Source organism: Planktothrix sp. PCC 11201 (assembly GCF_900009135.1).
Lineage (GTDB): Bacteria > Cyanobacteriota > Cyanobacteriia > Cyanobacteriales > Microcoleaceae > Planktothrix.
Window position 1 is genome coordinate 100,005 of record NZ_LT797683.1, and the last position, 14,710, is coordinate 114,714.

The following is a 14,710-nucleotide window of genomic DNA, read 5'->3' on the forward strand; positions in this document are numbered from 1 at the left end:
AAACAAACCGCGTTTTTAGGCCGTTGTTGCGCTTCAGCGCATCTCTTATCAAGCCTGAAGCATCAACAACAATTTTTTTATAAATGCAAATAATTATGAACATTTACTTAAACAAACCCTGTTTTTAGGCTTTAGTCCAATAAGAAGTGCGCTGAAGCGCAACAACGATTTATACACTTCTATCTGATATCGTAGCCGAATAAATTGGGGTCTACTTCGGTTAAATTCAGATCATTTAATCCATATTCTGCCCAACGTTTAGTTACCATTTCGGCCGTATCAATATCTGACTCTAAAGGTTCTCCCCATTCGTGATTAGTTTCCGGGGGTATTTTTGTAGTTGCATCTATCCCCATTCTTCCCCCTAATCCGATTTTTTGACTAGCAAAATCTAAGGTATCAAAAGGCGTATCGGGAAGAATAAAAACATCTCTGGACGGGTCAACTTTTGAACTAATTGCCCATACGACTTGTCGCGGATCTCGAATATTAATACTCTTATCCACAACTATCACAAATTTGGTATAAGTAAATTGAGGTAAAGCACTCCAAAACGCTAAAGCTGCCCGTCTTGCTTGACCTGGATAAGCCTTATCAATGGAGATAATTGCAGCTTTATAACTCAGGGCTTCCATGGGGAGGAAAAAGTCTACAATTTCCGACACTTGCTGTCTTAAAATCGGGGTATAAATCCGGTTTAAAGCGATCGCCATCATTGCTTCTTCTTTGGGCGGACGACCACTAAAAGTGGTTAAATAAATCGGATCTTGACGATGGGTAATACAGTTAAATCTTACTAATGGAGAATCTTCTACACCGCCATAATATCCCATGTGATCGCCAAAGGGCCCATCGGGTAATATTTCTCCGGGGGTTATGGTTCCTTCTAATACAAATTCTGAGTCCGCCGGAACTTCTAAATCTACCGTTTTACACTTAGCTAATTGTACACCCGAACCGCCATATAATCCCGCAAATAACCATTCGGATAAATCCACAGGAATGGGAGTCGCCGCCGCCATAATAATTAACGGATCTACTCCTAATGCGATCGCAATTTCTAATTTTTTTCCCTTCTCCGCCGCCTTGCGTAAATGTCTCGCCCCACCTCTAACCGATAACCAATGGACGGTCATGGTATTTTTAGATTGTAATTGTAACCGATAAACCCCGACATTTGGTGTTCCGGTTTCACAATCTTTGGTAATTACTAATCCCAAAGTAATAATTTTTCCCGCATCTTTAGGATAGGGACGAATCATCGGAATTTGGTTTAAATCAACATCATCTCCTTCAATGATAATCTGTTGACAAGGGGGAAAAAAGTTGCGTCCGGGTTTGGCTTTAACGACATCAAATAAAACCTTGCCAAAATCAATTGCTTGGGATATCTTTTTCGGAGGTTTAGGTTGTTGTAACATCCCTAATTTTTTTCCCAATTCCTCTAACTCCTGGGGGGTTTCCATCTTCATTGACCAACAAACCCGTTGTTCTGTCCCCAACAAATTTACCGCCACCGGATAGGGTGAACCTTTGACATTTTCAAATAATAAACCAGGGCCACCAGCTTGTAACATTCGGTTAGAAATTTCCGCAATTTCTAAATCAGGATCAACTAAGGTTTTAATCCTGCGTAATTGTCCCCGTTCTTCTAACTGTTTTAAAAAGCCCCTTAGGTCTCTCGCCATTGTGTTTAAGAATTGTTACATCTATTTTTATATTATGACAGTTTTCGAGAAATAATGCGACTCTGTAGGAAAATAATATGAGTAAATTTAATTTTTTTTGAAGTTAATGCTATAACTGACTTGAGGGAAATATATCCTTTTTAAAATCATCCACTTTCCACCTAACCAGGTTTTGCTATGCGATTATCAGAACCACCAGAAGCATTGCTCAAGCGTTATCTTCAAGGAGATAGGAATGCTTGTCGAGAACTTTTGAAAGATCCTAAATATTATCAACTCTGTCAAATCATAGCCAAACACAGATTTTCAGGACAGTCCCACAACTGGGAAGATGCGGCTCAAACAGCATTTGAAAAAGTGTTAATACAAGCTTTAAGAGGTAACTTCACCCAGGGAGACCTAGAACAATTTAATCATTGGTGTTCCAGAGTCGCCTCTAATTGTATTATAGATTTACTGCGTAAAATTAAAACAGAAAGGGAATTTTTAAAAAATCAAAGTCGAGAGATTACTAATCATCTTCCTGATATCCGAGAAGATTTAGAAACAACCGATACAAACGCCCAAATTCAAACAGCAATTATTTCTGTAGACCAAGAAAATCCCAAAAAACAGTATCTTCAAATTTGGCAAGGATTAAAATTTGAAAAAAAACAAAAGCAAATCGCTCAAGATTTAGGTTTGAAGCAATCGGAGGTTTCCAAGCGATATCGGGAATTAGCTCTTTTAGTTGGGAAAAAATTAGACTTGTTAAACGTTAAACAATTAGAGGAGGAACTAAAAAACATTCGTCAGGGTCGAAAACCCAAGCGCTCTCAAGAAAACTGGGATAACTAAAATAGCCTATTTGACCAAAAAAGGAGAACCAACAATGAAATTAATGGAAATTAACCGAGAATTGCCCATCATTAGTCCTGAAGAAATTAAACCCGGACAAATTTGGGAAGTCAGTCGTCAAGTATTCAGTCCTCTGGAATTTACCCCAGAAGAAAAACAGCATTTTTATTCCCCTGCTATTTTTGATTTTCTCAATGGAAATACACCGCCTCGCTATGTGATAATTGTCACGGAACCGGAACTAGAAATCGACGAAACACCGGAATGGCAAGTTATTTCGGTGATGTTACTGTCTGTAAAAACTGACTATCTTAGTTCAACTAATCTCTTAATTCCGACAACAATTTCCGGTTTAAAACAGGATGTAATTGCAGAAACTTGCAATGTAATTCCGATGCTAACTTGTAATTTATTAAGACCTGTAGGAAAACGATTATCTCGGAAAATTTATGACCTTTTATTAGATATGGGAGACTTTGAACAAGGATTTATTGAAAAAGCTCCTAGTTTAGAAGAAATTTTAGCTTTGGGTTTGAATAAGGGAACTACAAATAACCCCGAATTTCAGCAACAGGAATTAGACTGGAAAACCCTATTAGAAGTTCCGGTGGTGGCTTATCATCTCTATGTAAAAGCAGTGTTGACATTAGATGAAACCTTATTATTAGAACAACTCAAGGCAAAAGTAACGACACAACCTATTCCCTTAAATCAATGGTTTCAGGGAATTGTTCAGACGGGATGGCAAACTTTTGAGGAGGTTGTTGGAATATTTTCTGCAACTCCCGCGTTAGAAGGATGGAGAGGTAAATCAAACCCTGAGTTCCCAGGAGGTGAAGCGGAAATAACCCAGATTGAAACCTTAGTTAAACAAATTCAAACCACCGAAGATGATGGCATTCTTTGGAATGCTGTAGCAACTTTGCGACAGTTGCAACCGCACCATTCTGTTTTAGGGGTGAGAAAAGTTAAGTCGATTAATATTCAGGAAACAGCCTTAGTTTTAACTATGAACTTGATTTCCAGAGTTAAGGAAGAAGTGCGGATTTTATTGGAAGTTTATTCTACAGATAAATCGCCTCTCCCTAAAGATTTAAAAGTAATAATTTTAAATGATAAAAAAGATATTGTATTGGAGGATACCGCAGAGAATGAAATTGTATCAATTGCGTTACAAGGCTTGATCGGAGAAAAATTTAGTGTCAAAATAACAACCAAAGATGATTTTATCCTGGAAGATTTTTTGATTTAGATTTTGTCTGAAAAATTGTTCAACCGAACTTACCCAGACCTAACCCATGAAACCTATATTCCGTCTCGGTGCATCTCAGCGTAACTCGAAATTCTCTGATCAAGGATTTACCTTGATTGAGTTATTAGTTGTTATTATAATTATTGGCATTTTGTCAGTAATTGCAACTTCCTCATTTCTAAAATTTATCAATCGGGCTAAAGAGACTGAAGCAATAAAAATTCTTAACTATTTAGAAAAACTACATGAAAGTTATATTAATGAAAATCAAGTATTAGCAACATCATTAACAGCATTAGAATATAATGGCAAAACCGAAACGGAAAACTATTCTATTGAATTTTTCTCAGATAATACGATATTACATGGAGCCATCCATATTGCCAGGTCAAAAAAAAATGAGTTGAATTCCTATATTCAAATTATTTATCTAAAAAACAATAAAATCAAATGTGAAGCTGTTCCTATTTCTAACCCAGATCCTTTATTTCTGCTTATACAAGTGTCGATAAATCCCAAAAAATTCTGTCCTTAATTATCAAAAAATATGTTATCTAACTCTTTCCATTCTCAAGCCGAAAAAAATTATCAAAATCGTTCTTTTAAAGGAAAAGATTTATCCCTAGAAGACTTTTCTAATGCCGATATTCGGGGTTGTGATTTTACTGAAGCCAACCTCACGGGGGCAAACTTTCGAGGGGCTAAAGCGGGATTATCACAACAGGGCATTTACCGCAGTTTATTGATAGCAGCAGCCCTATCAGGATTAGCAGGAGCCGCTGCTACACTAGCCGTTGGTCAACCGATTGCATTGATGACTCCTAAACCCGAACCAATTGTGCCATTTATGGTAAGTTTTATCGTGGGATTAATTGTGATTTTTGTGAATGGTATCCTATTAATATCTAGTCTCAAAAATGGGTTAGAAAAAACAATTCAAAATCTAGGAATTACGATTGCAGTTTTGATTCCTGTCGGGGGAATTTTAGCTGCATTAGGAAATGCTAAAACTCCGATTTTATCAGAGTTGCGAGTTTTTAGAATCAGCTATTTAATGAACTCAAACCAAATAGGAAACCCAATTCCGGCTCTGATTGTCACCCTTACAGCTTCAATGGGAGCCACGCTAACAGTTATTTTTACCTTAGCTTTAGCCATTGCGATCGCAACTATTACCTTAAACAAAATCTTCAAATTATTAATCATTGTAGAAGCATTAGCAATTGGAATTATTGCCAGTGCTATTGTCACTAGAAATGCCGATGATAGAGTTTTTGAAGTGTTTTCCGTAGTTAATGGAGAGCCAGCCCCCTTACCTGCCATCATCACCCTAATTGCCTTAGTAATATTATCAATAATTTTAGCAACTATTCTGATCTTAGTGAGTAGTAATATTGGCAATAAAGTTTTAAAAGAAGAAGAAAAATATTCAATTATTCGACAATTTGCGATCGCAATTTCTGCCTGGGGCGGAACTTCCTTTGTTAAAGCCAACTTAACCCAAGCCCATTTTAATCAAGCCCTATTAAAAAGTACCGACTTTAGCGATGCTAATATCAAGCATACACGCTGGTATCAAGCCGAAAAATTAGAATGGGCAAAAGTCGGAAACACGATTTTAGAAAATGCCCAAGTCCGAGAATTACTTGTTAGTTTAGATGGATATAGAAAAACATTTATTGGTCTGAATTTAAGAGAAGCAAACTTAATGAATGCTAACCTAGAATATGCTAATTTAAGAGGATCTGATCTGAGTGAAGCCACCTTAGAAACAGCAAATTTAGAATGGGCAAACCTCACCCAAACCCAAGCTATAGGGACTAATTTTAAAGAAGCTCGTTTAACCGGGTCTTATGGTTTAAGCACTTGGAATATTGACAGCACCACTAATTTATTATGGGTGAATTGTAAGTTTATTTATCTATTAGAATATCCCAAACCCGCAACCGATGACCGCGAACGTCGCCCCAGTAGCGGAGAATTTGGGCCGGATGAATTTACTAAATTATTTCAAGAAGCGATAGATACCGTTGATTTAATCTTCCGAGAAGGAGTTGATTGGCGAGCGTTTATTTATTCCTTTAAAAAAGTTCAAGTTGAAAACTCAGAAACCGAATTAACTATCCAAAGAATTGAAAATAAAGGCGATGGCGTTTTTATTGTGCGGGTGCAGGTTCCCCCCGAAACGGATAAAGCCAAAATTCATCAAAACTTTACTCAAACCTATCAGGAAACCTTACAAACCTTAGAAGCAGAATATCAAGATAAATTAAAAATCAAAGACTCAGAAATTGCTAACTATCGTGAACGTAGTTCTAATATGACTGAAGTAATTCGGCTATTGGCAAGTCGAGAAATTACTCAAGACCGTAAATTTATCAAAAAATCTCCCCTAGTTGTAGGTAAATTAGTAATTTTAAAGATTATTAAAGGAGACTTTAAAACTGGGTTCACGGTGATGTTACAATTAGGACAAGATGGAATGTTACCCACCACAGAAATTTCCGGTTCCCTACCCCCTTTTCCTGAACTAGAAGCCACCTATCAACAGTGGAAAATCCTTTATCATAAACTTCAACTTCCTGTGAGGATTAGTGGGAGAAAAGTTAATCTTTTTTCCTCTGAAGATGTATGTAAAGAGTCGGCAAAACTGTTAGAAAAACACCTCAAAATCTGGCTGAAATCAGAGGAATTTTATCCCCTGAAAGATCGGTTACAACAAAAATTGAATTCCACCGATGAAATTCGATTGATTCTGCAAACAGAACATCCGACATTGCTGCGACTTCCTTGGCAAGTTTGGGAGATTTTTGAACATTACCCCAAAGCGGAAATTGCCTTGAGTTTACCCCAATACGACCAAGTGGAATCTGTTAATTTAAACCTACCGAGAACGCGAGTTAGAATTTTAGCGATTTTAGGAAATAATCAAGATATTAATGTTCAGAAAGATCGAGCGATTTTACAACAGATTATCGGTGCGGATGTGACAGTTTTAGATCAACCCCAACGGTTAGAGGTTGATGTTCACCTCCGCGATGAAATTGGCTGGGATATTCTGTTTTTTGCCGGACATAGTTTAACCGAGAAAGAATCCGGGATTATTCATATTAATCCGACGGATTATTTAACCATTTCTGATTTAAAATATTCCCTCCGATTTGCTGTTAATCGAGGGCTGAAATTAGCCATTTTTAACTCCTGTGATGGGTTAGGGTTAGCGCGGGATTTAGCGGATTTACAAATTCCTCAAATTATTGTGATGCGAGAACCCGTCCCTGATACTATTGCTACGGAATTTTTAAAATATTTTCTCCTAGCATTTTCTAAGGGAAAAACCTTATATACAGCCGTGCGCGAAGCCAGAGAAAAACTCCACGCTAAAGAAGATCAATATCCCTGTGCGAGTTGGTTGCCAATTATTTTTCAAAATCCGGCAGAAATGCCCTTAATTTGGGATGATTTACGGGGTTTATCTTCAACAATAACTGATGGGAAAACCAGTTTAGAAGATTTAGCAAAATTACGAGAACTATTTGAACAAAATCTTGATTTATCCCCTTTAGAACAGGCGAATATTTTAGAGCAATTGCAAGCTTTATTTCAAATAGTACCCATGCCTCCCTCGGAGCTTAAACAACGTTTAGGAAGTCAATCTTTAATGGTGATTAAAGGGACTATTGCTGATTTTCCCCCTACCTCGGAATTTAAGCAACAGTGTCAACAGTTATTAAGTCGTATTGGTCAGGATATCTTATAACCGTTGTAGGGGGAGTAGGTTTAGTCATTCTTTTGCTATTGTTTCAGTCTCGCAAGCGGGATTATTTTAATTGAAAGTTCACGAAAATCATAGTAAACCGAAACAATTCTCCTGTCTAGTGGAATCTTATATGATATTGCGATCGCCCTTAACTTTTAACAATTGCCCCAAAATCCGCTAAAACCCGGGCATGATTTCTTAATAACCCCAATAAATTCAAACGATTACGTTGAATATTGGGATCATCATCCATGACCAAAACACTTTCGGGGCCATCAAAAAAGCGACTCACCGTGGGAGTAATTTCCCCCAAGGCTTCCACCAATTGACGATAATTTCTGGTAGCTTGAGAGGCTTTTGTTTTCGGAACTAACTGTACTAAAGCCTGATAGAATTCCCGTTCTGAGGACTTTTGAAATAACTCGGGATTAACTGTCATTTCCGGTTGCAATTCCAGGGTGTTTAAATCTCCTTGTTTCGCCAAACGAGTTGAACGATTAACGGTTTCATAAATTTGGTTTAAACTGCCATCTTTACGAATAGTTTGTAGGAACAAAGCCCGATCTCGAACATCTAACAAATCCTGTAACGCCCGTTCTTGATATTCCAGATCATTCTCTCCTAAAACCGCATTCACCAAATCATAATCAATCGCTTTTTCATCCTGCAATAAAGTTCTAATTCGTTGCAGGAAAAAATCATATAATTCATGATTTAATCCTAAAATTGCATTAGGAAAAGTATTAACAAAATCCACCGCAATTTGTTTCAGGAGTTGATATAAATTTAAGGGTAAATCCGTCGCCCAAATAATATTAACCACCGCATTCGCCGCCCGACGTAAAGCAAAGGGATCGGAGGAACCCGTGGGTAACATTCCCAAACCAAAAATACTGACTAAAGTATCGAGTTTATCAGCTAAACCTACTACTTGACCGACTAGGGTTTGGGGTAAATTATCCGTAGCATTCCGTGGTAAATAATGTTCAAAAATTGCCGTTGCTACCGCTTCCGGTTCTCCCCCTTCCCGAGCATATTTTTCCCCCATTATCCCTTGTAATTCAGGAAATTCATAGACCATTTGGGTAACTAAATCCGCCTTACATAATAACGCAGCCCGTTGAATTGAATCGCGATCAGATTCACTAATATTCAGTTGCTCACTAATCCAATTCGCAATTTTACCAATCCGATTCACCTTATCCCGAACTGAACCTAAATCCTCTTGAAAAGTCACCGCTTCTAAGGAGGGCAAATAGCTTTCTAAAGGATTTTTTAAATCGGATTGATAGAAAAATTGTCCATCGGCTAACCTCGCCCGAATTACTCTTTCATTTCCCGCCGCAATCAAATCGGATTTAGCCGGATCTCCATTAGAAATCGTGATAAAATAGGGCTTTAAGGGCGATGAATTTTTGGTTTCCGTTGTTAATATCGGAAAGTACCGTTGATGGGTCACCATGACGGTTTTAATCACCTCTGCGGGTAAATCTAAAAATTCCTGATCAAAGGTTCCGACAACCGCCGTCGGCCATTCCACTAAATTAACGACTTCTGCTAATAAATCTTCAGGAATTTCGGCCTCTCCCCCCACACTATTCGCCGCGATTTTAACTTCTTTTTGAATAGTCTGAATTCGTTCTTGGGGGTCAACTTGAACAAAGGCTTTTTTGAGAGATTCAGCGTAGGTTTTAGCATGGGAAATAGAGATCGGTTCAGGATGTAGAACCCGATGTCCGTGGGAAATGCGATCGCTTTTAACTACTTCTGAACCACTAACCAATGTAATCGGTAAAACCCGATCTTCTAATAATGCAATTAACCAGCGAATCGGCCGGGGAAATTTCAAATCCCCATCCCCCCAACGCATAAACCGTTTCCCTTCTAATTTGGTAATCCATTCTGATGTTAATTCGACTAAAATTTCCGCCGTTAATCGACCGGGAATTTTCTTTAAAACAAAGACAAAATCCCCTTTAGAAGTCGGACGAATTTCTAAATCTTCTAAGGTCACGCCCTGTTTTTTAATAAATCCTTCCGCCGCTGGAGTCGGTTTTCCATCTTTAAATGCTGTAGTTGCCGGAGGGCCTTTAATTTCTTCTTCTCGGTCGGGTTGGTGGCTAGGAAGTCCCTCAATGACCACCGCCAACCTTCGAGGAGTTCCGTATACTTGAACCGACTCGAAAGTTAAAAATTGTTCACTGAGACTAGCTGGAATTTTCTGTTTCCACTGTTGAATGGCGGTTTCAACAAAGGTGGCTGGTAATTCTTCTGTACCCACTTCAAGTAAAAAACTAACCATAGGAAATTTTATAAAGAATGTTACTAAGACAATTAAGGTGACCAACAATTACCATAGCAGGTTAGGGGGTCATTTCTCAAGGGTTAATCATTTTTTGAGAATTTTTAATCCCTGTGGAGACGCGCCATGGCTCGTCTCTACAGGATTTTTGAAAATGTCTTTATTCCATCGGTTCGATACCTAAAGATCGCAATTGTTCGGCTAAACGTTCAGCCCGATTTTGTGCTTCATTAGCCCGATTTTCTGCTTTTAATGCCGCTTCTTCAGGGGTTGAAACCAGATCACCTTCTGAAGTAAAATACCGTAGTTTTTCTTGGTAAATTCCCAGGAATAACCCTAATACTTCACTTTTTAATAATCCGGCGGTATTGGGAATAATTTCTTGATATTCCTGTCCGACTAATTTAAAACCATTTAGTTCTAAATCATCGGGAGAAAACCAGAAATATTCTTGGGTTCTAAATTGATCTTGATATAAATTCTTTTTAGTCGTTTTATCGGTTTCTGCCGTTGAGTTAGAAAGAAGTTCAATAATTAAATCGGGATATTTCCCTTCTTCTTCCCAAACTACCCAGGATTTTCTTGGCTGTTTAGAAGTATTTCTCACCAAGAAAAAATCAGGCCCGCGAAAGTCTCGATTTCTCAGTTGTTGACGGCTAAAATAGATGGTTAAATTTGCCCCAATAAAATAATCTGTTCTATCTCTCCATAACCAATCTAAACAAGATACTAATAAGGCTAACTGGAGATAGTGTAACGTACTTTCCATTTCTATATACTCACTTTCAACCTGAGTCCCATCGGGCATTAATGCCTCGAATTGTTCTGCGGTAATTGACATTTTTGTTCCTCCTCATTTGAGGTTGGGTTAATTTATTATATAGCAAGTATCAAGGAATTGCTTAAAAGTAGGATTACGATGATTAACCCTAAAAAAACGACTTTCAGTGTGTAGGGGCGAGGCGCGCCTCGCCCCTACGATGAATGGGATTTTAATGCTCAATCATCTGTTCTAAAGCAGTCTGTAAATCCTGGGTTAAATTAGCAACCGCTTGACGACGGTTTGTTTGATAATCTGACCATTTTTCAGTCACAGAAATCGGTTCACCAATGGTTAATTTAGCGCGTTTTTTTCCTAAATGGGGACGTTTTTGAGGGTTTTCTCCCTTTAATCGAGTTACCATTGTCCAAACAATTAAAGTGGTTTCGGCAAAACGATCAAAAGTCGGATTTTCTTTAATATAACTGCCTGTTACCCCCACAAAACTTTCCACTAATCTCATATTCCACATTCGCAAACTAGCTTCGGTTGCTACCCGATCTGCTAATCCTAATTCTACGGCCGACCAGGTATCATTTGCCTTGAGATCATAGCGATAAATACAATCCCACCCCGCCTGTTCTAAGCGACGACAACGACTACTTAAATCTCCCATGGGTTTGAGATTAAAATATTCTTCAGCCACCGTTAAAGCAATGTCTAATAATCGTTTAATGCGATCAGAAAAATCAAGGGTTTCATCTGGGGGAATATTCCGATAATAAAATTGACGATAAAAATTTTCCATGATATCTAATAAATGATTTCCTAACCGAATTAAACGGCTATAGAGAGATGCAAAGGTTAAGTCTGGGGTAGATGGGGGTAAGTTACAATCCCTTTCTAATTGGGCAATTAATTTTTCTAAATCTTCCCAATTATCTTTAATATAAAAATACTGTATACCAACCGGAACTAAATAAACTTCTTCCGAGCGTTCAGCTTTTTTTAAATCCTCAACACACCAAAATCCTAATTGAGAAATTCCGGGTTCTAAAGGACTAATATTTTGATTATGTCCATTAGTTGCTCCTTCCGGTGCGGCGGCTAAAGGAAATTGACCATTCATAAATAAATCCCTGGCGGATCGTAACCCTAAACGATCTACTTTCCCCCTTAAAATCGGTGTTCCTCCTAATTTTGGAAACAACCAAGAAACTATATTTCCTGCCCATAAAGGAATCCCTCGATCATACATAAAATGGGCATGAATAGGATTATATAAGACCATTTCCTGTTGTTTGGCACTTTCAGGAACAAATCGCCATAATAATTGACCAATACAATAGGGATCATCTGTATGGGGATGACGAAAAGCCAATAAAAATCTAACTTTTTCGCTTTGAAATTGTTGATAAAGATTAACTAATCGTTCAATTTGTTCTACCTTAATTTCAACTAGGGGCGTTTTCCATCTGATCCAAAATGGTATCCCCCATTGACAGACTTTTAGCACCAAAGGGTTAAAATTAGGCGGAATAAAATCTAGGGTGGGTTGTATATTTTTAATCAGATTAGCCATAAATTAGGGTCGAATCAATGTAATAAGTATTAAAGCGGATTGAACTCAACTCATTATTATAGCAATCCATCAGAATTTTGTTGTAATATTTGATTCCAGGGATTTCTGATCAAACCCCTGTTCTAGTTTGGCTTTGGAGGGACATCAATCCTAGATTTTTTGATAATTCCTGACCATAAATTAAGTAAAAAGACTTATCATAGAACCCTTGAATTGTTCTGTCAATCTCTAAAATTTACCCATAATTCGTTACAATGACAACCAAACTTTACCTCTAAAAACGGTTTGCTTTAAAAGGACAAATCATCAAGTTTTCACTTAGAAGGCAGGTAGAAAGGATGAATCCCACTGACTTGAATCAAGCATTTCAACATGGTTATTGTTTTCAAACTACCCTTGATCAACATAACGATCAAATTACCTATTCCGTCCATACCCTCGGTGAATTAGTTTTAACCTCTGGGAAAATTGCCGTTTGTGATCCTTTGGTTGTCCCTAATTCTCATCTGTGTTTGACTCAAACCCTAGCTGCGGGTCGTTATCCGGTGAAACTGAGTATCGCCACATTCCATGACCAAAAAGAGCAACGGGTCGCCTATGGGATGTTAGTTATTCGAGATCAACCTGCGGTTCGATGGGAATTAGCGCTATCTTCTCAAAAGGATCAAGAATCGGGTTATACCGTCACTTCTGGGACGGGATGTTTTATTGATGGGGAAGTGGTCAAATACTTATCTTCTCTTTCTGATAGTGAGTTTGAAAGTTATTATCATCATTTGGATCAAGTCTTAGATCAGACCTATGTTGATACCTGGGATTGGACAAATTTCTGTTTAGATGAATCAACCGGATTGAATATTATTGCCTTTCATTCCGGTTGGGGTGAGGGTTGTTATCCTTCCTATTGGGGTTATGATTCCCAGGGAAATCCAGTCTGTTTAGTCACGGATTTTAGGCTTTGGGACTCGTGAGGGGATCGACTACTTCCAATAGGGTTTTAATACTAGCATTGTAATCAAAAAAAGAAAACAAATGTTTATATTGCAAGATGCCCTTTTTGTCTAAGACAAACTGCCCGGGTAAGGGCGCCCCCAGGGCTTGTCCCACTTGATACAACTGGAAAATGCCACAGCTTGGATTACTCAGTAATGGCATTTTTAACCCCAGATCTTTGACTACAATTTTGCTTTGGCGTTCATCGGTACTGGTAATCATCAAAACTTCTATTCCCCTTTGCACAAAGGCTTCATAATTTTCATTCAGCGCTCTAACATGGGGATAACACCAGGGACAATATTGTTTTTCGGTAAAAATGCGGGTAAAGGCTAAAATCACGGGGCGATCGCCTCGAAACTGAGACAACCGCACTAATTGACCATTGGTAATATCGGGTAATTGAAAATCGGGGGTTTTCAACCCTATCTGTAAATTGCTAGTGGCGGGGATCGGAAAAAAGTTATTCCAAAATCGACGATTAATTAAACCCGTAAAATCGTTAGAAGTCAGCATAATAGTTTGTGGTTTGTACTCATCTTAGTGTAAAACAATCTTACGGAATAGACGAAACCCGCCCTCACACAATTGTAAAGACGGGTTCCTAAATCTTGTCTAAAACCTAATCTTAGACCGCCGCAAAGAATTCTTTGGACTTGACGGGATCGGGGATCATGGTTTTGTCGCCCGGTTGCCAACCCGCAGGACAGACTTCATCGGGGTGAGCTTGAACATATTGCAGGGCTTGCAGTGTCCGCAGAGTCTCATCCACGTTACGACCAAAGGCGAGGTTATTGATCGTGGCGTGTTGAATCACCCCTTCTTTGTCAATGATGAACAAACCGCGCAGAGCAATTCCAGCTTCAGGATCAAGCACGTTATAAGCAGTGCTGATTTCTTTTTTCAGGTCAGCCACCAGTGGATAGTTGAGATCGCCCACACCACCGGATTTGCGATCGGATTGAATCCAAGCGAGGTGAGAAAAGGCACTATCGACGGAAACCCCAAGAATTTGAGTATTGAGTTTGCTGAATTCTTCGGCGCGATCGCTAAAGGCAGTAATTTCAGTTGGGCAAACAAAGGTAAAGTCTAAGGGGTAGAAGAACAGAACCACATACTTACCCCGATAGTCAGACAGGGAAATGTCTTTGAACTCCTGGTCAACAACGGCCGTTGCTTTAAAATCCGGGGCGACTTGGCCAACACGCAGGCTCTCAGCCATGAATAATACTCCTTAAACTGACGATAGTATAGTTTCGTTGCAGAAAATCAGGATAATTTTGATCCCGATTGTCTGGCCATTTTACGATTTATTACAACTATATCATAGTCGAAATGAGTACAGTTAGACAAGACTCAGCGGGACTTAAACAAAAATCAAGATAGAACAAACGATTATGTATTGGTTGGCAATTAATCGAGAATGGACGGCGATCTCGGAATTACAGGCAGACATTAATTGATATATAGCAAGAGGCAATAGGGAATGGGCAATGGGCAATAGGTAAATACTTACTATAAGTAGCTTTTAGCTTT

Annotated in this window: 11 protein-coding genes; 5 read left to right on the plus strand and 6 right to left on the minus strand. The window is 38.5% G+C overall.

Annotated features, from left to right (window positions below):
- Positions 1-179: 179 nt before the first annotated feature.
- Positions 180-1,688 carry a UbiD family decarboxylase gene (locus PL11201_RS00375; protein ID WP_079676670.1) on the minus strand — a complete coding sequence of 503 codons (1,509 nt, stop codon included), beginning with the start codon at positions 1,686-1,688 and terminating at the stop codon, positions 180-182.
- A 177-nt stretch (positions 1,689-1,865) separates the two neighbouring features.
- Between PL11201_RS00375 and PL11201_RS00380 the strand changes: the two genes are divergently transcribed.
- The 4 genes from PL11201_RS00380 to PL11201_RS00395 are packed head-to-tail and all read left to right on the plus strand — an operon-like array spanning position 1,866 to position 7,537.
- A complete protein-coding gene (locus PL11201_RS00380; protein ID WP_079676671.1) occupies positions 1,866-2,525 on the plus strand; it encodes an RNA polymerase sigma factor in 660 nt (219 codons plus the stop codon).
- A gap of 34 nt (positions 2,526-2,559) precedes the next feature.
- Positions 2,560-3,777 carry a DUF1822 family protein gene (locus PL11201_RS26345; RefSeq protein ID WP_159451485.1) on the plus strand — a complete coding sequence of 406 codons (1,218 nt, stop codon included), beginning with the start codon at positions 2,560-2,562 and terminating at the stop codon, positions 3,775-3,777.
- A gap of 46 nt (positions 3,778-3,823) precedes the next feature.
- Positions 3,824-4,312 carry a prepilin-type N-terminal cleavage/methylation domain-containing protein gene (locus PL11201_RS00390; protein ID WP_079676672.1) on the plus strand — a complete coding sequence of 163 codons (489 nt, stop codon included), beginning with the start codon at positions 3,824-3,826 and terminating at the stop codon, positions 4,310-4,312.
- A gap of 12 nt (positions 4,313-4,324) precedes the next feature.
- Positions 4,325-7,537, plus strand: coding sequence for a pentapeptide repeat-containing protein (locus tag PL11201_RS00395; protein WP_079676673.1), 3,213 nt, complete (start codon positions 4,325-4,327; stop codon positions 7,535-7,537).
- 148 nt (positions 7,538-7,685) lie between these two features.
- Here PL11201_RS00395 and glyS read toward each other — a convergent pair whose 3' ends face one another.
- The 3 genes from glyS to PL11201_RS00410 form a co-directional block, all read right to left on the minus strand.
- Complete coding sequence (gene glyS, locus PL11201_RS00400; RefSeq protein WP_079676685.1) at positions 7,686-9,839, minus strand: glycine--tRNA ligase subunit beta; 2,154 nt, start codon at positions 9,837-9,839, stop codon at positions 7,686-7,688.
- 160 nt (positions 9,840-9,999) lie between these two features.
- Complete coding sequence (locus tag PL11201_RS00405; protein ID WP_079676674.1) at positions 10,000-10,680, minus strand: Uma2 family endonuclease; 681 nt, start codon at positions 10,678-10,680, stop codon at positions 10,000-10,002.
- A gap of 151 nt (positions 10,681-10,831) precedes the next feature.
- Positions 10,832-12,181: a glycerol acyltransferase gene (locus PL11201_RS00410; protein WP_079676675.1), complete on the minus strand. Its 1,350-nt coding sequence runs from the start codon at positions 12,179-12,181 to the stop codon at positions 10,832-10,834.
- A 338-nt stretch (positions 12,182-12,519) separates the two neighbouring features.
- On the opposite strand from PL11201_RS00410, the gene PL11201_RS00415 reads away from it, so the two are divergent.
- The gene (locus PL11201_RS00415) at positions 12,520-13,152 is read left to right on the plus strand and encodes a DUF4241 domain-containing protein (RefSeq protein WP_079676676.1); all 633 of its coding nucleotides are present in this window, start codon (positions 12,520-12,522) and stop codon (positions 13,150-13,152) included.
- Here the strand turns inward: PL11201_RS00415 and PL11201_RS00420 are convergent.
- Together PL11201_RS00420 and PL11201_RS00425 are read right to left on the minus strand one after the other, a co-directional pair.
- Complete coding sequence (locus PL11201_RS00420; RefSeq protein ID WP_079676677.1) at positions 13,133-13,690, minus strand: peroxiredoxin family protein; 558 nt, start codon at positions 13,688-13,690, stop codon at positions 13,133-13,135. The two genes, PL11201_RS00415 and PL11201_RS00420, sit on opposite strands and share 20 nt — an antisense overlap.
- 112 nt (positions 13,691-13,802) lie before the next feature.
- Complete coding sequence (locus tag PL11201_RS00425) at positions 13,803-14,396, minus strand: peroxiredoxin (RefSeq protein WP_079676678.1); 594 nt, start codon at positions 14,394-14,396, stop codon at positions 13,803-13,805.
- Positions 14,397-14,710: the final 314 nt, after the last annotated feature.